The organism is Streptomyces sp. NPDC052023, from assembly GCF_044548465.1.
GTDB lineage: Bacteria > Actinomycetota > Actinomycetes > Streptomycetales > Streptomycetaceae > Streptomyces.
On the sequence record NZ_JBIUBW010000042.1, the window covers coordinates 1 to 16,794 of the forward strand.

Annotated in this window: 15 protein-coding genes and 1 pseudogene; 5 read left to right on the top strand and 11 right to left on the bottom strand. The window is 70.6% G+C overall.

Annotation, left to right across the window (positions count from 1 at the left end):
- A partial coding sequence (locus ACIHCM_RS37140) for a cation-transporting P-type ATPase (protein ID WP_399906369.1) occupies window positions 1–233 on the bottom strand: 233 nt, incomplete at its 3' end.
- A 65-nt stretch (window positions 234–298) separates the two neighbouring features.
- Entirely contained in the window at window positions 299–1,171 is an 873-nt protein-coding gene (locus tag ACIHCM_RS37145; protein WP_399906371.1) for a universal stress protein, read from the bottom strand.
- Window positions 1,172–1,410: 239 nt separating this feature from the next.
- On the opposite strand from ACIHCM_RS37145, the gene ACIHCM_RS37150 reads away from it, so the two are divergent.
- Window positions 1,411–2,298 (top strand): universal stress protein, encoded by an 888-nt coding sequence (locus ACIHCM_RS37150; RefSeq protein ID WP_399906374.1) that lies wholly within the window; start codon window positions 1,411–1,413, stop codon window positions 2,296–2,298.
- Window positions 2,299–2,348: 50 nt separating this feature from the next.
- Here ACIHCM_RS37150 and ACIHCM_RS37155 read toward each other — a convergent pair whose 3' ends face one another.
- Both ACIHCM_RS37155 and ACIHCM_RS37160 read right to left on the bottom strand, forming a co-directional pair.
- The gene (locus ACIHCM_RS37155; RefSeq protein WP_399906377.1) at window positions 2,349–3,230 is read right to left on the bottom strand and encodes a universal stress protein; all 882 of its coding nucleotides are present in this window, start codon (window positions 3,228–3,230) and stop codon (window positions 2,349–2,351) included.
- Between the two features lie 240 nt (window positions 3,231–3,470).
- On the bottom strand, window positions 3,471–3,890 hold the full coding sequence (locus tag ACIHCM_RS37160) for an Hsp20/alpha crystallin family protein (protein WP_399906379.1): 420 nt from the start codon (window positions 3,888–3,890) through the stop codon (window positions 3,471–3,473).
- Between the two features lie 181 nt (window positions 3,891–4,071).
- Here ACIHCM_RS37160 and ppdK point away from each other — a divergent pair, with 181 nt between their 5' ends.
- Complete coding sequence (gene ppdK / locus ACIHCM_RS37165; RefSeq protein ID WP_399906382.1) at window positions 4,072–6,759, top strand: pyruvate, phosphate dikinase; 2,688 nt, start codon at window positions 4,072–4,074, stop codon at window positions 6,757–6,759.
- Between the two features lie 6 nt (window positions 6,760–6,765).
- Window positions 6,766–7,206 carry an OsmC family protein gene (locus ACIHCM_RS37170; RefSeq protein ID WP_399906385.1) on the top strand — a complete coding sequence of 147 codons (441 nt, stop codon included), beginning with the start codon at window positions 6,766–6,768 and terminating at the stop codon, window positions 7,204–7,206.
- Between the two features lie 344 nt (window positions 7,207–7,550).
- Here ACIHCM_RS37170 and ACIHCM_RS37175 read toward each other — a convergent pair.
- The 4 genes and pseudogenes from ACIHCM_RS37175 to ACIHCM_RS37190 all read right to left on the bottom strand — a co-directional run.
- A pseudogene (locus ACIHCM_RS37175) lies at window positions 7,551–8,356 on the bottom strand (acetate--CoA ligase family protein); the annotation flags it as partial.
- 180 nt (window positions 8,357–8,536) lie between these two features.
- On the bottom strand, window positions 8,537–9,445 hold the full coding sequence (locus ACIHCM_RS37180; RefSeq protein ID WP_399906388.1) for a universal stress protein: 909 nt from the start codon (window positions 9,443–9,445) through the stop codon (window positions 8,537–8,539).
- Window positions 9,372–10,166 (bottom strand): GAF domain-containing protein, encoded by a 795-nt coding sequence (locus ACIHCM_RS37185; protein ID WP_399906391.1) that lies wholly within the window; start codon window positions 10,164–10,166, stop codon window positions 9,372–9,374. Before ACIHCM_RS37185 ends, ACIHCM_RS37180 begins: the two co-directional genes overlap by 74 nt.
- Window positions 10,167–10,281: 115 nt before the next feature.
- Window positions 10,282–10,485, bottom strand: a complete 204-nt coding sequence (locus tag ACIHCM_RS37190; protein ID WP_014670069.1) for a cold-shock protein — start codon at window positions 10,483–10,485, stop codon at window positions 10,282–10,284.
- A gap of 841 nt (window positions 10,486–11,326) precedes the next feature.
- Between ACIHCM_RS37190 and ACIHCM_RS37195 the strand changes: the two genes are divergently transcribed.
- Window positions 11,327–13,012 (top strand): ribonuclease J, encoded by a 1,686-nt coding sequence (locus ACIHCM_RS37195; RefSeq protein ID WP_399906394.1) that lies wholly within the window; start codon window positions 11,327–11,329, stop codon window positions 13,010–13,012.
- 394 nt (window positions 13,013–13,406) lie between these two features.
- Here the strand turns inward: ACIHCM_RS37195 and ACIHCM_RS37200 are convergent, their stop codons facing one another.
- From ACIHCM_RS37200 to ACIHCM_RS37210, 3 genes are all read right to left on the bottom strand, one after another.
- Window positions 13,407–13,649: a DUF5302 domain-containing protein gene (locus ACIHCM_RS37200; RefSeq protein WP_399906397.1), complete on the bottom strand. Its 243-nt coding sequence runs from the start codon at window positions 13,647–13,649 to the stop codon at window positions 13,407–13,409.
- A gap of 207 nt (window positions 13,650–13,856) precedes the next feature.
- Window positions 13,857–15,272, bottom strand: coding sequence for a DEAD/DEAH box helicase (locus ACIHCM_RS37205; protein ID WP_399906400.1), 1,416 nt, complete (start codon window positions 15,270–15,272; stop codon window positions 13,857–13,859).
- Between the two features lie 363 nt (window positions 15,273–15,635).
- Window positions 15,636–16,124, bottom strand: coding sequence for a GNAT family N-acetyltransferase (locus tag ACIHCM_RS37210; RefSeq protein ID WP_399906403.1), 489 nt, complete (start codon window positions 16,122–16,124; stop codon window positions 15,636–15,638).
- Between ACIHCM_RS37210 and ACIHCM_RS37215 the strand changes: the two genes are divergently transcribed.
- The gene (locus tag ACIHCM_RS37215) at window positions 16,111–16,566 is read left to right on the top strand and encodes a hypothetical protein (RefSeq protein ID WP_399906406.1); all 456 of its coding nucleotides are present in this window, start codon (window positions 16,111–16,113) and stop codon (window positions 16,564–16,566) included. The genes ACIHCM_RS37210 and ACIHCM_RS37215 overlap by 14 nt on opposite strands.
- The last annotated feature ends 228 nt before the right edge of the window (window positions 16,567–16,794 follow it).

Here is a 16,794-nt window from a genome sequence, read left to right on the forward strand (position 1 = left end):
ACGGCGAGCTGGAGGGTGCCGGCATCGCGCGGCTCCTGAAGCCCGAAGGCCAGGAAGGTGATCCCCGAGGCGACGATCAGCACCACCGCGAAGAGATCCGTGAACTGTGCACCCAACTGCCGCCACACGGCACGGCGCCCCGCACGCGGCATTTCGTTGGCCCCGTACTTCTCCAGCCTGTCCTGTGCCTGAGCCGTCGGCAGACCGCGCCGTGAGGGGCGGCGCTCTCTCATCGTGTGACGGGCCGACCGGCAAGGGCAGGAAAGTCCGGGAAACAGGTCCCGGGCCGTTCGCTGCCTCACGCCGGTACCGTGATGACGGGGCAGCGGGCGTGGTGCAGTACCCCCTGGCTTACCGAGCCCAGCAGCATGCCGGTGAAGCCTCCGTGCCCCCTGGTTCCCACGACCAGGCCCAGGGCGTGTTCCGCAGCCTCCGTCAGGACCTGCACCGGGTGCCCGCGGACGACCTCGTGGTGCAGCTCCACTTCCGGGTGCGTCGCGGTGCGGCCCGCGACCGTCTCCGAGAGCACCCGGCGGCACTCCCGCACCGCGGCTTCCTCATCGAGGACACCGAGGAGCGGCGGATGCCACACGTACAGGGCCCTCAGGAGCGCTCCGCGCAGGGCCGCCTCCTCGAACGCAACATCCACCGCCGCGGCCGAATGCGGGCTGCCGTCGACGCCGACCACGAAGTACGCGGGCTGCTGGGTGACGTGCTCCGGCTCCGGCACCACCGCGACCGGGCAGGGAGCGTGGGCGGTGAGCGGGAGGACCACAGAGGCGGAGGAGAACATCTCGCGCCGCCTGCTCAGGTGCCAGGAGCCCACCACGACCAGGGCGGCGCCCCGAGCCTCCTCGCGCAGGACCCACGCCGGCTCTCCTTCCGCCAGCAGCGTCGACACCTCCACCGCCGGACGCCGGGACTCGACAAAGGCGACCGCCTCCTTGAGCACCTGATCACCCAGCCCGTGCAGCGCCCGGTTCCACTCCTCCCAGGACGGCCGCGCCTCGCCCGACCGGTATCCGCCGGTCGGCACACCCTGGGCGTGGACGAGCCGCAGCGGCAGGTGACGTCGGTCCGCCTCGTCGGCGGCCCAGGCGAGGGCCAGTCGCTTCGAGGGATCCGGGTCGACACCCACCACGATCGGCCGACGCCCGTCCGCACCAGCCATGGCACCTCCAGGGATCTCCGCGCCGCCCGTCCGTTCACTGTTCTTCCAGCCTCACCCCGGCCGCCCGGTGCCGCCACGCCACGGCTTCGCGGGCGCGTGGCGTGCGGCTCGCTTCTTTCCACCGCACGGTGCGGCGTGTCGCAGGCTGGTGAAGGCTGGAAGGAGGGCGACGGTGCACCCGTGCCGGCCGACCCCTGCGGCGGTCAGGGCCAACCGCCGGGTGAGAAGGAGAGTTTGTCGTGGCGAATCCGGTCGTCGTGGGAGTGGATGGCTCTCCATCGAGTCTGCACGCGGTAGAGGTCGCGGCACGCGAGGCCGACCTGCGCGGCGTGGCCCTCCGGCTCGTACACGCCTTCGGGTGGCCGTCGATACACGTGCCGCCCGGCGGACCTCCGTGGAATCCGGCTGCGGCAGGGGTGCGTGAGCTGGTGGACGGCACACTGATCGAGGCCGAGCAGCGGGCCCGCGGAGCAGCGCCACACGTGGAAACAACGCGAGAGGTCACCGTCGGTGAGCCACTGATGGTGCTGGAGATCGAGTCGCGTACCGCAGGGCTCGTCGTGGTCGGCAGCCGCGGACTGGGCGCGTTCGGGAGCCTTCTGCTGGGCTCCACCGCCGTGCACCTGGCCGCGCACGGCCATTGCCCGGTGCTGGTGGTGCGCGGCCGACCGGACCACAGCGGTCCCGTGCTGCTGGCGGTCGACGGCTCACCGGCGGGTGAGGAAGCCGTCGCGTTCTCCTTCGCCGAGGCGTCTTTGCGCGGCGTGGACCTGGTGGCCCTGCACGTGTGGAACACCTGGAGTGAGCGGGCCTACGAGGGTCCTGGTGATCCTCTGAACGTGGTGGTGGACATCGAGCGGCTCCGCGAGGAGGAGCAGCGGTTGCTGGACGACACGCTGTCTCCATGGCAGGAACGCCATCCCGGGGTCACCGTGCAGCGGCGCTTGGTCCGCTCCCGGGTCCGCCCGGCCCTGATCGAGGCCAGCCGCGAAGCACAGCTGGTCGTGGCCGGTGCCCGCGGCCGCGGCGGCTTCACGGGACTGCTGCTCGGCTCGGTCAGCCAGGCACTGCTACACCACGCGTACTGCCCCGTCACCGTAGTACGTGGCGCAGAGCGGGAGAGCTGAGGGGCCATGACCCGTGAGTGACGCCTGCGCGGCTACCGACGCCGCAGTACTCATACGTGCTGCGGCACGACCGCAACAGGGCACTGGGCGTGGTGCAGGAGTGTGTGGGCCACCCGGCCGAGCTGGAGCCCGAAGTGGCCCTGCCGCCGCCGCGCTCCGACGATCACGAGGTCGGCCGCAGCCGAACGGTCCACCAGCACCTTGCGGGCCGGCCCCTCCACCGTCGTACGGCGCAGCCGCACGGCTGGGTAATCGGCGACCGCGTCGCGGATCAGCTCGTCCAGCTGGGCGCGCGCCCGCTCCTCGTGGTACCGGGCGGGAGTCCCGGCGAGCGCGGCCACATCGGCGGTCTCATGCGCGGGGCAGCGCCAGGCCCGGACCACGTCGAGGGTGCACCCATGCGCCTCGGCCTCACGGAAGGCGAACCGCGCCGCCTCCCCGCTGGCAGCCGCGTCCCCGGCACCGAGGAGGATCCGCTCATGGGTACCGGCCAAGCCGGCGTTGTCGCCACGCACCACGATCACCGGACAGTGCGCGCGGGCCGCCACGGCAAGACCGACGGAACCGAGCAGCAGTCCCTTCAGCTCGCCACGGCCCCGCGACCCGGTGACCAGGGCGGAGGCGTTGTTGCTCTCCCGCAGGAGCGCGTCCGCAGCTTCGGCCTGGAGGACGTCGGTGGACACTTTCAGGTCGGAGTTGCGCCGCCGGGCGCGCTCCGCCGCGGAGGCGACGATGTGGTCGGCCATCACCTGCTCCGACGGGCGTTCCGGACAGACCGACGGGGTGATGCCCTCATAGCGCTCCCAGAGGGAGGCGTATACCAGCCGCAGCGGAAGACCGTGCCGGGCGGCCTCATCCACCGCCCAGTCGAGCGCCGCCAGGCAACCGTCCGATCCGTCCACGCCCACGACCAGGGGCAGTTCCAGCCTCATCGTTCCCACCGCCTCGCTGTCGGGCAGTCTCCAGGTTCACTCTCACCGTCACACCCGCAACAGCCGGTCGCGAAGGGCTGTTCGGTCGCTGCCAGGGACGTTCGGCCCCGCGGTCAGGCCCACCCACGACCGGCCAGCGAGTCGTCGCGGGCGGACGCAAAGCCACATTCCGGGCATGAGCCGCTCGGTGGACGATGCACCGACAGCTCCTGGACACACGAGGGAGCATTCATGTGCGACTCAGGGCACTGTCACGCTCAGAGACTCCCGCACCGGGGTTACTCGGGTGCCGGGCCCCGTCTCCAGCACCGGCATCGTGACGGTCAGGACACCATGCTGGTACTCCGCCGTGGCCTCGTCGCCCTTCGCCCCGGTCGGCAGCGGAGTGTAGTGGCCGTAGACGAACTGCTTCTCGGTGGTCACCACGCCGCGCTGGGCGCGCAGGCTCAGGATGCCTCCCGTCATGGTGATCTCGATGTCCTCGGCGTCAACTCCCGGAAGCTCGGCCAGCAGCACATACGTCCCGTCGGTCAGGCGCTCTTCCACATGGATGCCGTGCGTTTCCGGAACGGTGTCCATCACGGGGAAGTTTGCCTCCGCCCAGTCGGTCGGGGCGGACAGCACTGGCAGGCTGGGGAGCCGCTCGATCGTGCTGGTCATTTCGTTCACCTCTTCTCCAATGACAGCGTCTTCCGCCGGCACTGTGCGCGCTTGGGCCGAGCGGCCCCACCGGGAGGGTCGGGTGGCACCTGCCCCCACCGGGGACGACCGTCCGACCCTGGAAGGGACGAAAGTCCACACAGCTGCCGTACAGAGCTGCGGAGCCGAGGAGCGCGGTGTCATGGCCGGTAATGTGTACGACTTCACGGAGGGCGGCCGTGACCTGGCCGTCCTGCTCGGCGGCAAGGGCGCGAACCTCGCCGAGATGACCCGGCTGGGCCTGCCGGTCCCGCCGGGTTTCATCGTCTCCACCGAGGCGTGCCGGGCCTTCCTGGCTACCGGCGCCGAACCGGAGGGCATGTCCCAGGAGGTCTCCCGGCACCTGGCGGCCATCGAGTCCGAGGCCGGACGGCGGCTCGGGCAGCCGGACGACCCGCTGCTGGTATCCGTGCGCTCGGGGGCGCGCTTCTCCATGCCCGGCATGATGGAGACGGTCCTGGACATCGGCCTGAACGACGACTCCGTCCTGGGCCTGGCCAAGGTCTCGGGGAACGAGCGCTTCGCCTGGGACTCCTACCGGCGCCTCGTCCAGATGTACGGCAACACGGTCATGGGCGTCGACGGGGCACTGTTCGACCGGATCATGACCCGGCTCAAGGAGCTGCGGGGCGCCCCGGACGACCTGCACCTGGACGCCGCCGACCTCGCCGAACTCGTCGAGGCGTACAAGCAGCTCATCCACGAGGAGACAGGGCACTACTTCCCCCAGTCCCCCGCCGAACAGCTGCGCCGGGCGATCCTCGGCGTCTTCGGCTCCTGGAACGGCGAACGCGCCCGCCTCTACCGCCGCCGCGAGCACATCCCCGACGACCTGGGCACCGCCGTCACCGTGCAGCGCATGGTCTACGGCAACCTCGGCCCCGACTCCGGCAGCGGCGTCGCCTTCACCCGCGACCCGGCCACCGGACGTCCCGGCCTGTACGGCGACTACCTGCCCAACGCCCAGGGCGAGGACGTCGTCGCCGGCATCCGCAACACCGTGCCCCTCGCCGAACTGGAACAGCTGGACCCTCGGTCGTACCGACAACTCCGCGACCACATGGGCACCCTGGAGCGGCACTACCGGGACCTGTGCGACATCGAGTTCACGATCGAACGCGGCACGCTCTGGATGCTCCAGACCCGGGTCGGCAAGCGCACTGCCGAGGCCGCGTTCACCATCGCCGCCGAGCTGGCCGACGAAGGGCTCATCACCCCACGCGAGGGGCTGGCACGCTTGAACGGTGACGGGCTGGCCCGGCTGATGTTCCCCCGCTTCAACACCTCCACGACCGGCGACCCACTCGCCCACGGCATCCCGGCCTCGCCCGGTGCCGCGGTCGGCACGGCCGTCTTCGACTCCGCCGAGGCGATACGACGGGCCGCGTCCGGCGAGAAGGTGGTGCTCGTCCGTGAGGAGACCACGCCCGACGACCTGCCCGGCATGGTTGCCGCCCAGGCCGTGCTGACCAGCCGCGGCGGCAAGACGTCGCACGCTGCCGTCGTCGCACGCGGCATGGGCAAGGTCTGCGTCTGCGGCGCCGAGGAACTCTCAGTGGACACCGAGGCTCGGCGCTTCACCACGCGCGAGGGAACCGTTGTCCAGCAGGGCAGTGTGATCTCGGTCGACGGCTCCGCCGGCGCCGTGTACGCGGGAGCGGTCCCGCTGGTCGACTCGGCGGTGATGCGCTACCTGGAGACAGGCGAGCGCTCCGCCGGTGTGGTGGACGCCGTGGCCGGCGCTCTGCAACTCGCTGACGAAGTACGGAGGTTGGAGGTACGGGCCAACGCCGACACACCCGAGGACGCGGCCCGTGCCCGCCGGTTCGGAGCACAGGGTATCGGGCTGTGCCGCACCGAGCACATGTTCCTCGGCGAGCGCCGCAAACTGGTCGAGGAGATGATCCTGGCCCGCGACGACGCGGCGGGCGACCGCGCTCTGGACGCGCTGCTCCCACTCCAGCGGCAGGACTTCGCAGGCATCCTGGAGGCGATGGACGGCCTGCCGGTCACCATCCGCCTGCTCGACCCGCCCCTGCACGAGTTCCTGCCCGACCACACGGATCTCGCCGTCCGCATCGCCGCCGCCGAGGCCCGCGGCGAGCAGCCGAACCCCCGCGACGCCGAGTTGCTCGCCGCCGTGCGGCGCATGCACGAGGACAACCCCATGCTCGGTTTGCGCGGCGTACGCCTCGGCCTGGTGGTCCCCGGGCTGGTCGCCATGCAGGTGCGAGCCATCGCCGAAGCGGTCGTGGAGCGCAGGAGGGCCGGGGGCTCCCCCGAGGCGGAGATCATGGTGCCGCTCGTCGCGGATGTCACGGAACTCCGGCTGGTCCGCGAGGAAGTGGAACAGGCACTGGGCGAGGTCTCGGACGAGTCCGGCGTCCCTGTGCACTGTCCGGTCGGCACGATGATCGAACTGCCCCGGGCCGTGCTCACAGCTGGCCGGATCGCCGAGGAAGCCGAGTTCTTCTCCTTCGGCACGAACGACCTCACCCAGACCACGTGGGGCTTCTCCCGCGACGACGTCGAGGCGGCCTTCTTCTCCGCCTACCTCGACAAGGGCGTGTTCGCCGCCTCCCCCTTCGAGACGATCGACCGCGAGGGCGTCGGCCGCCTGGTGGGCATCGCCGTCGCCGAGGGCCGTGCCGCCCGCCCCGACCTGAAGATCGGCGTGTGCGGCGAACACGGCGGCGACCCCACCTCCGTCCACTTCTTCCACGCCACAGGACTCGACTACGTCTCCTGCTCTCCCTTCCGCGTCCCGATCGCCCGCCTGGAGGCCGGACGGGCGGCCGGCGCAGGTGAGACCAGCAGCGACACGAGGTGACTCCCCATGACAGAGGCGAGCACGCAACAGCAACCGAAGGCACCGGACGCGCACACGCTGGACGTCGCCCATGTCGAAGGGGACGCGTACATCGTGGACGTCCGTGGTCACCAGCTGATGGTCGATCAGCCCACGGACGCGGGCGGCAGGGACACCGCACCCACGCCCACGGAGCTGTTCGCCGCGTCGCTGGCCACCTGCGTCGCCTTCTACGCGGGCCGCTATCTGCAGCGCCACGGCCTGCACCGCTCGGGCCTGCGGGTTCGTGCGGAGTTCACCATGGCTCCCGACCGGCCGGCCCGCGTCGCATCCGTCCGCGTCACCGTCGTCCCGCCGCCCGCCCTCTCCGCCCAGCGTCACGCGGCTCTGCTGGCCGTCGCGTCCCACTGCACGGTCCACAACACGCTGCACCAGCCGCCGGAGATCACCATCGGCCTGGAGGCGTGAAGCCCCGCGTGGGAACTATGCCGGGATTACACCGCACACCCAGCTTGGCATACCCAGCTTGTCGCGGTCTGCCGAAAGGCGCATGAGCCGGTCGGCCCCGTCCGACGACCGGACAGGAGTCCTTTCCGACGGCCGGTCCGCAACCGCACTGACGAAGGCACCACCGGACCCGGGCAACAGGGCCGGTCGGTCCTATCGCACGCATCATTCGCCCGGCTTTGCTGAAGCCATGTCCGACACTTCCATCGGGTCCGCTCCGCATCCCACGGAGCGCGCGGTAGGCGGCATCACCGTCGTGACAGTGCGTGGCGAGATCGACCTGCACACGGCACGGGGGGGACAGGTGGCGCGAGCCGGGCGGCGTGATCAGCCAGTACCTCCGTGACCGTACCGCCGAGCCCGAACAGGACCAGCGGCCCGAAGACCTCGTCCTGGACGACACCGGCGAACAGCTCGGTGCCGCGCTCGGCGAGCTGCTGGACGATCACCCCGCTCAGCCGGTCACCGAAACGTACCCCGAAATCCCGGAAGCCCGCCGGCACTTGGGCGTCCCCTTGGACGTCGAGATGGACGGCACACTCCTCGGTCTTGTGCACCAGTCCCGGCCAGTACGCCTTCAGCACCACCCGGCCGTCCGCGCCCCGCAGCCGCCGGGCCGCGAGGACCGCCTCATCCTCTGTCTCCGCCCAGGCCCACGGAATCTGGGGGATGCCGTAGCAGTCGAGGAGTTCCGCGCAGGTGCGCGGGTCGAGCCAGCCGCGTCCGGCCACACGGCGAGATACTCCTCGGCGATCTCGTGAGCGCGCCGCGTGCCGATGCCTTCCAGTTCCGGGACCGTGCCGAGGGGCCGGCTGAGCCAGGCGGCGCGGCGCGCCGCGTGGGCCAGGGCCCGGGCCACGGCCTGCGGTTCGGCGTACGAAGGGATCGTGCCGCCGTCGGATGCGGGCAGCAGCGTCACCGGAACGCCCTGCTCCAGCCGTACGAGGGCGACCGGCCGGTCCCGGCGTCCCGGGATGCGGGTCACCGCCCTCACCAGGTCGTCGCCGGTCGCCTCGGCGACCGCCGTGGGCACCAGGGCCACGAGCACCGCGTCGATGTCGCCGTACGTCATCAGCCGGTCGACACACGCGCTGAGCTGCTCTTCGGTCACATGGTGGTCTCCTCCGAGCCGCTCGGCGGCGGCCGACGCTTCGAGCGTCCAGCACGTCCTGAAGCGGCCCTATGGGCTGTGCGGGGCAGCCGGGGGACCGATGGGCCCTCCCGCGCCCGTGGTAGGTCCCTGGTACGCCGCGCGGCTGGTCGACCGGACCATCGCCTCTTGGGTGGTGTGTCAGTCGTGGGCGACGACGGCGACGGGGGCCGTGGCGTGGTGCAGCACGGCATGCGTGACCGGACCGATGTGCATCCCGAACGGGTGGCGGCGGATCCGTCGGCCGACGACAACCAGCGAGGACCTGTGGGAGACGTCTATCAGCTGGTCCGCGGGGCTTCCGGGACGGGACTCCTCACCGACGTCGACGGAGGGACACTTCTCCCGCCACACCAGCAATGCCTCGGTGAGCGCTACGGCCTTCGAGCGAACCAACTCCTCGTACCGTTCCAGGTCGACGGTCGGCCCGTTGGTTTCGAAGTACGGCGGCAGATGCCAGCCGGATACGACCCGAAGGCCGGTGTCACGCCGGGCAGCCTCGTCGAAGGCGAACTCGATCACCGAGGCATCGAGGTTGTCGATGTCGATACCGAGCACGACCGGCCGGTACCGCGTCGCGGCCGACGGTATGCCCGCCGGGTCCGTCTCGTGCTCGTCCGCCGCCTGCTCACCGGCCCGGACCAGCACCACGGGGCACTCGGCGTGCGCGACAACGGCCAGGCCGACCGAGCCGACCAGGAACCCGCCGATCCCGCTCAGGCCACGCGAGCCGAGGACGAGCAACTCGGCTCCCTTCGCGGCCTCGCACAGCACCTCGCTCGGGCGACCGGCACAATGCTCGGCGGTCACCTCGACACCGGGGTGACGCAGCCGGAGACCCTCGGCAGAATCGCGGGCAATCTCGTCGCTCCAGTGCTGCTGGGCCTCGGGGCCGAGCAGCGGAGCCTGTGCCATGGGCTCCGGCACCGGCTCCCACACGTGGAGGACCTTGACCGGCAGGCCGCGCAGCTTCGCCTCACGGGCAGCCCACTCGGCGGCGCCCCGGCTCTCGGGCGAGCCGTCGAGGCCGACGACGATCGTGCGCGTCATGGTCCCCCACCTCCCCAGTAACCGCTGATAGCTCAAGCGTGCCTGCGCGAGAGGTCGCCCTGGAAGGGCCACAGGTCCCCTCCGGGCACCGACCGGCCCCACCGCGGCCACCGGCACGACTTCGGCGTCCCGGCGCCGCTCGGCCAGGCTCCAACGCCAGCGCCGCCTGCCCCGCGAACCCGAGCAGGGGACGTGTGTCGGCATCCGTGAACGGCGTACGCCCCGGAGCTCGCCCCCACAGCAGCACACCGCCCGCCTTGCCGCCGGCCTCCAGCGGCACACCGACCACGGGCCCGAGCCCGGCCCACTGCGCCGCGTCCCCGCTGGTCCGGGCATCCTCTTGGATGTCGACACTCACCGCCGGCTCCGCCGTGGTCAGAACGACGGCCACGAACCCGTCCTCCCCCGACATCACCAGACCGCTGCGCCGCCCCGCGTCCAGCCCGACGGCGAGCAGCGGCCGCAGCGCGTTCTCCTCGGGCACCCGTTCGGCGATCATGCCGGCATCGGCGTCGGCGATCTGCCGCGCCTGCTCCACGGTCAGCCCCAGGACGTCCGTGCTCGGGGCGCCCGACAGCAGGGCACGGGTGACCTCCGAACTCGCCCCCGACCAGCGCTCGCGCAGCCGAGTCTCCTCGTACAGGCGGGCGTTCTCCACGGCCACACCCGCCGCCACCGCAAGGGTTGACAGCATCGACTCGTCCTCGGCGTCGAACTCCACGGCGCCGCGCTTCTCGGTGAGGTACAGGTTGCCCGCCCAGCTGATGAACCGTCGTGCGACGGTAAGGGCCCGGCGTCCCGAAGCCGGGATGCCGGGCCCCCTTACCGGGGCGCGATCAGGCGGGGCGGATGTTCTCAGCCTGCGGGCCCTTCTGGCCCTGCGTGACGTCGAACTCGACCTTCTGGCCCTCCTGCAACTCGCGGTAGCCCTGGCTGGCGATGTTGGAGTAGTGGGCGAAGACGTCGGGGCCGCCGCCCTCCTGCTCGATGAAGCCGAAGCCCTTCTCGCTGTTGAACCACTTCACTGTGCCCTTGGCCATGACTGTCTCCTTTGAGGGAAACCGGACACGCACCCTGCGCGACCGGGAGGTGATCGCCCTGGTCCGGAGAGTCGCTGAACAGCAAGAACGCCCGTGAGGCGATCACGGGCGAACGGAACTTCGGAACCACGACTGCTGATCACAACGCTATAACGGCATGACGGAAGCCGCCAGCGAAAACGCGCCACCATCCGGCCGGGAACGAAACGCTGGATCGCCCGTGAGGCTCGGCCGATGGTGATCAAGCAGTTTCGCGCCCTTCTTCCGCACAAGGCTGCGACGAGGCATGACCTCTCCCCGCCGCCGACTGTTCTCCGGGTGGGCCCCACCGGTCATGCGTGACCGGCCCCCCTCCCCACACGACGTCACCTTCGACTTCCCGGAACCGGCTCGACACCAGGGACAAGCCACCCCCGCGTGACCTCGTCGTCGAGTTCGATGGGGCACCACAACGGCTTCCTGCATGGCGGGCGGGGGCGGCAAGCGCTTCTGGGACACCGCCGTCTGTGCGCCCGGCGAAGGAAGCTGCCTCGGGGCCCTCTCAGCCCACTTGCTCCTGAGCGCCGAAGACACCCGAGTCTCGACCACTGCGAGTGGACCAGTGCCGAGGCCCGCCGGGAGGCAGCGCACGTCGGAGAACACGACAGGGTGCACGAGATCTTCTCCAGCACGGGGCGAACGGTTCGGCCGCGGAAGGTGGTACCGCTTTCACCGCTCCCTGTCCCCGGTCGCCGGCGTGATCCGATCGTGCCGGGGCACACTGAGGGTGCCCCGCTCCGTCGGGAAAGGAGATCGCACAGGCAATGGATCACCTGTCCCGCTCTCCGGGTACCGTCAGGGTATGAGTCATCCGCACCCCGAGCTGAAAGCCGCCCCGCCCCTTCCTGAAGGAGGGCTGCGGGTCATCGCCCTGGGCGGCCTGGGTGAGATCGGCCGCAACATGACCGTCTTCGAGCACGCGGGCAAGCTGCTCGTCGTCGACTGCGGCGTACTGTTCCCCGAGGAGACCCAGCCCGGCGTGGACGTGATCCTGCCGGACTTCACCTCGATCCGCGACCGGCTGGACGACATCGTGGCCGTGGTCCTCACCCACGGCCACGAGGACCACATCGGCGGCGTGCCGTACCTGCTGCGCGAGCGGTCCGACATTCCCGTCGTCGGCTCCAAGCTGACGCTGGCGTTCCTGGAGGCCAAGCTCAAGGAACACGGCATCCGGCCGCGCACGGTGCGGGTGCGGGAGGGCGACCGGCGTGGCTTCGGGCCCTTCGACTGCGAGTTCGTGGCGGTCAACCACTCCATCCCCGACAGCCTCGCGGTCGCGATCCGCACCCGGGCCGGGATGGTGCTGCACACCGGCGACTTCAAGATGGACCAGTTCCCTCTCGACGACCGCATCACCGATCTGCGCGCCTTCGCCCGCCTCGGCGAGGAGGGCGTGGACCTGTTCCTCACCGACTCCACCAACGCCGAAGTACCCGGCTTCACCACCTCCGAGCGAGAGCTGAACCCGGCGATCGAGCAGGTGATGCGCACCGCGCCGCGCCGGGTCATCGTCTCCAGCTTCGCCAGCCATGTGCACCGCATCCAGCAGGTCCTGGACGCCGCCCACCAGCACGGCCGTAAGGTCGCCTTCGTCGGCCGGTCGATGGTCCGCAACATGGGCATCGCCCGTGACCTGGGCTATCTGAAGGTCCCCTCCGGTCTGGTCGTGAGCACGAAGGAGTTGGAGAAGCTTCCGGATCACAAGATCGCTCTGGTGTGCACCGGCTCCCAGGGCGAACCGATGGCCGCGCTGTCACGGATGGCCAACCGCGACCACATGATCCGGATCGGCAAGGACGACACCGTCCTGCTCGCCAGCTCCCTCATCCCCGGCAACGAGAACGCCATCTACCGGGTGATCAACGGACTCACCCGGTGGGGCGCCCACGTGGTCCACAAGGGCAACGCCAAGGTGCACGTCTCCGGACACGCCAGCGCCGGCGAACTCGTCTACTGCTACAACATCGTCAAGCCCCGCAACGTCATGCCCGTGCACGGCGAATGGCGCCACCTGCGGGCCAACGGCGACCTCGCCATCCGTACCGGTGTCGACCCCGACCGGGTCGTCATCGCCGAGGACGGCGTCGTCGTCGATCTGGTCGACGGGCGCGCATCCATCACCGGCAAGGTCCCCGCCGGCAACGTCTACGTGGACGGCATGGAGGTCGGCGGCGCGACCGAAGCGTCCCTCAAGGACCGCCTCACCCTCGCCGCCGAAGGCGTGGTCACGGTGGTGGCGATCGTCGACGCGGACACCGGCGCCCTCGCCGAGGCCCCCGACTTCCTGGCCCGGGGCTTCGTCCACGACGACGCCACCTTCGAGCCGGTCATCCCCGTCATCGAGAAGACCCTGGCCACCGCAGCTGAGGAAGGCGTCGGGGACGCCCGCCAACTCGAACAACTCGTCGCCCGCGCCGTGGCGAACTGGGCGTTCCGCACCCACCGCCGCAAGCCCCTCATCATCCCCGTCATCATCGACGCCTGAGCCGCGGCCCGGCAGCACGTCCACGGTTCCGGTGGCGGCCCCGCGAGCATCGAGGCCGGGCACGCCCGGACCGGACGGTGGCGAGGCCGCCGGGCTCGACGGCACCTGCACGTCGCGGCTGGGCACGGATTATCACTGCGGTACAGGGGCTTGTGAGGCGCGCAAAACCGGCCGCGTGCCCTCGGACAAGGCAGTGCCCTCATCCCGGAATCAGTTCGGCGGCGCCACCGACCCGAGCCGACCGCATCTGGGCCATTCCCCAGGCGAGTCCTCCGGCTACGCACCCCGCCCGCGACGCGCGCACGGGCAGGCGCACGTCGCGAGCCACAGCACGGGATGCGTGAGTCGACAGCGGGAGTGCCGGTGAAGCGGTCAGATCGCGGGACTCATCGGCTCAGCCGCCGCTCTTGCGCCTGAACGACCGCTGGCTCGCAGCCGGGCCGTGCGCCGAACGCACCTTCGACGCACCGGACTTGGCGGCAACAGCAGCGGCATCCGCCTGCGCACCGCGCTTGCGCGCCAGGGCTTCGCGGAACTTGCGCTTGAGGTCGTAGTTGCCGTCACTGTCCGGCTCCAGAGGGGACGGCTCGGGGGCAGCCGGCTCCGAACCTTCCGTAGATACGGGCTCTGCGGTCATGGTGACCTCCTGGGTTCGGGGGGGTGGGCAAGCACAGCTTGTCATGCTGGGCGCCGTTCGAGGCACCGGCAACATCATCCTGCTCCGTTTCGGCGGGCATCCCTCTCGCGGCCAAAGGCGTTGACTTCGTAGGTGAGGCACGCAGGACGGCTTCGGGCCGGGCCGAGGGTTGTCGATCCCGTGGCCAGGCTGCCAAGGCAACGACTCTCAGCCGTTGCGACGCACGAGGGCGGCCCTGCGGGCCTCGGCGAGCTTGCGGGCCTCGCCCGCCTTTCGGGACTTGCCGCCGACGCCGCGGGAGCTGCCCTTGCTGGTGCCGAGGCCGCGGAAGGGAGCGTTGGTGTTCTTGGGCCGGGGGACGGCGGGCTCGCCGTCGAGCGGGATCCCGGAGGGAGTCTTGGCGCCGGTGATCCGGCTCAGCTCCGCCTCGCCCGAGCGCACCTTGGTGACGGTCGGCTCGATGCCGGCCGCGGCCATCATGCGGCTCGTCTCACGGCGCCGGCCCGCCGGCACGAGCGTGACCACGCTGCCGGACTCACCGGCGCGGGCGGTGCGGCCCGCCCGGTGCACATAGTCCTTGGCATCGGTGGGCGGGTCGACGTTGACCACGAGATCGAGGTCGTCGACGTGCAGGCCACGGGCCGCGACATTGGTCGCCACCAGAACGGTGATCTGGCCGTTCTTGAACTGCGCCAGGGTCCGTGCGCGCTGTGGCTGGGACTTGCCGCTGTGCAGGGCCCCGGCGTGCACCCCGCTGGCCCGCAGATGCCGGGTGAGCTGGTCGACGGCGTGCTTGGTGTCGAGGAACAGCAGTACGCGGCCGTCGCGGGCGGCGATTTCCGTGATGACGGCGTAGCTGTCAGGGCCGTGGACGACCAGAACGTGGTGCTCCATCGTCGTGACTGTGCCAGCGGCCGGGTCGACCGAGTGGACCACGGGGTCGTGGAGGTAGCGGCGGACCAGTTGATCGACGTCGCGATCGAGAGTGGCCGAGAAGAGCATCCGCTGACCGTCGGGGTGCACCTGGTCGAGCACGTCGGCAACCTGCGGCAGGAATCCCAAGTCGCACATCTGGTCGGCCTCGTCCAGCACGGTGATTCTCACCCGTCCCAGGCGGCAGGCGTTGCGCTCGATCAGGTCGTGCAGGCGTCCGGGGGTGGCGACGAGCACCTCGGCTCCCTGGCGCAGCGCGGCGACCTGCCGACCGATCGACGTTCCGCCGACGACCGCGGCGATCCGCAGCCGCAGTGCCTCGGCGTACGGCGCCAGCGCCTGGGTGACCTGTTGGGCCAGCTCCCGGGTAGGCACCAGGATCAGAGCAAGGGGCTGCTTCGGTTCCGCGCGCCGCCCGGCCGTCCGCGCGAGTAGCGGCAGGCCGAAGGCGAGCGTCTTGCCTGATCCGGTGCGCCCGCGTCCCAGGATGTCGCGCCCCTCCAGGGCATCGGGCAGTGTGGCTGCCTGGATCGGAAAGGGTTCGCGCACCCCGAGTTCGCTCAGTGTCCGCAGCACCTCCGTCGGCAGTTCCAGACCGGCGAAGGTGACGGCCGGGAGCAGCGCCGGGGTCGTTGTCCCAGGCTGGGCGGGACTGCCCTGAGCGATGCCGGAGTCATGGGGGTGCTTCATGAACAGCCTTCCGCAAGGGAACGTACCGAGGAAGGCCCGGCAGGTTTGAACAGCCCACGCACAAGCCGAACGGAACAGACAGGATCGCCCACCGCGACGACCACGCAAACGCGTCAGACTAACACACGGCATGACCTCGCGCCGCTGATACCGATTGCCCCTGTGTGCGGGTGCTGGCAGCGGGCCGGCCCCTGCGAGCCCTGGAAGAACACCCCGGCGAGGGCATCGCGGCAGACCGCTGACGCAGGCGATCACGGCGCCAGGGCAGCGGAGACCACACACACGGAGCGCGCGGCGTCCAGCGGCTCCCGCAAGCCGGCCACCACGCGGCGAAGCCGGTGCCTCACCAACCGGCACACCGCGTCATCCCGAAGGAATGCGAAACTCGAATTCGGGACGGTCCCACGGCACGGCGGGCGGGTTCGCAAGCGCGGTCCCGGTCCGCACCGCGCCAACACGGTGGTAGAAGTCCTCGGCGGGAAGATGCGACACGACCATGACACGGTCGAGCCCGGCGGCACGGGCCTCGGACTGCATGTGCGCCACGAGCAGCCGTCCGATACCCCGTCCTTGCACGTCGTCGGCAACGAACAGCAGGTCGAGCTCCGGTGGAGCAAGGACGAGCGAGTAGAACCCGAGGACCCGGTCTCCATGCTCGTCGGGGCCGACGGCCACAAAGACGCGGTGGGCCTCAATGTAATCGGGACCGACCCGGTAGCCCGCGACTGCGGATGCGTACTTACCCTCGTAGGCGCCTGAGCCACACACGAGCCGCGTGAGCCGTTTGGCATCCCGCGCAACGGCCCTCCGTATCGTGACCGGCTGGCCGATCGGGGAAGTGCGTGAACTCATCGGGAGAGTATTTCGCACCGGAGCGTGCCGCCGTGCGGCGGGCCGGCTGCGCGGGCACGGCGAGCAGCTCGTCCTCGTCGCGGAGGACGGCCGTCGCCTCGCCCCGGTCGACGAGGTCATCGTCCTGACCCACCTTTGGTGCCTGACTACTCGCGCCGGGTCAGCACGGGTCGGACGGGCCGGTGCATGCGAGGCGTCGCCGCAGGCGCTCGATCTCGTCGTGCAGGGCGACCAGCCGGGAAGTCGCCAGGGTCCTGAACGGCGTCAGCTCCGCCAGTGCCTCGACGCGGGCAGTGATCCGCTCCTTCAGGTCGAAGATCTTTCGTTTGAGCCGTTCGATCCGGGCGGTCCGGGGATCGACGATCTCTCCGGCGGCACGGACTTTCGCCCAGCCGCCGTTCGACGGGCAGGTTCTCCCTCGGGTGGCAGCGGGTGCGGGTGACCCCGGCCATGGCGGCGAGCGTCATGAGGTCAGCTTTTCCGCCGGGAAGGAGGTGGCCGGCCAGAGACGAGTTGGTCGCCGAGGTGAGCTCGCATGATCCCCGCCCTCTCCTCAGAATGGTGCTGTACCCAAGGTGCCACGTGCGACACGCCGCCGCATGGGACGACCGGCCCATATCCGCAAGGGCGGGCTGGGTCGACTGGATGTCAAGCGGTCACAACCCGGACG

What these genes read in the sequence shown, in the direction of transcription:
- ACIHCM_RS37145 (WP_399906371.1), bottom strand. Translation starts at nt 1,171, where the DNA reads ATGGCTGGTGCGGACGGGCGTCGGCCGATCGTGGTGGGTGTCGACCCG.
- ACIHCM_RS37170 (WP_399906385.1), top strand. Translation starts at nt 6,766, where the DNA reads ATGACAGAGGCGAGCACGCAACAGCAACCGAAGGCACCGGACGCGCAC.
- ACIHCM_RS37200 (WP_399906397.1), bottom strand. Translation starts at nt 13,649, where the DNA reads ATGACCGCAGAGCCCGTATCTACGGAAGGTTCGGAGCCGGCTGCCCCC.
- ACIHCM_RS37180 (WP_399906388.1), bottom strand. Translation starts at nt 9,445, where the DNA reads ATGACGCGCACGATCGTCGTCGGCCTCGACGGCTCGCCCGAGAGCCGG.
- ACIHCM_RS37205 (WP_399906400.1), bottom strand. Translation starts at nt 15,272, where the DNA reads ATGAAGCACCCCCATGACTCCGGCATCGCTCAGGGCAGTCCCGCCCAG.
- ACIHCM_RS37155 (WP_399906377.1), bottom strand. Translation starts at nt 3,230, where the DNA reads ATGAGGCTGGAACTGCCCCTGGTCGTGGGCGTGGACGGATCGGACGGT.
- ACIHCM_RS37210 (WP_399906403.1), bottom strand. Translation starts at nt 16,124, where the DNA reads ATGAGTTCACGCACTTCCCCGATCGGCCAGCCGGTCACGATACGGAGG.
- ppdK (WP_399906382.1), top strand. Translation starts at nt 4,072, where the DNA reads ATGGCCGGTAATGTGTACGACTTCACGGAGGGCGGCCGTGACCTGGCC.
- ACIHCM_RS37190 (WP_014670069.1), bottom strand. Translation starts at nt 10,485, where the DNA reads ATGGCCAAGGGCACAGTGAAGTGGTTCAACAGCGAGAAGGGCTTCGGC.
- ACIHCM_RS37160 (WP_399906379.1), bottom strand. Translation starts at nt 3,890, where the DNA reads ATGACCAGCACGATCGAGCGGCTCCCCAGCCTGCCAGTGCTGTCCGCC.
- ACIHCM_RS37195 (WP_399906394.1), top strand. Translation starts at nt 11,327, where the DNA reads ATGAGTCATCCGCACCCCGAGCTGAAAGCCGCCCCGCCCCTTCCTGAA.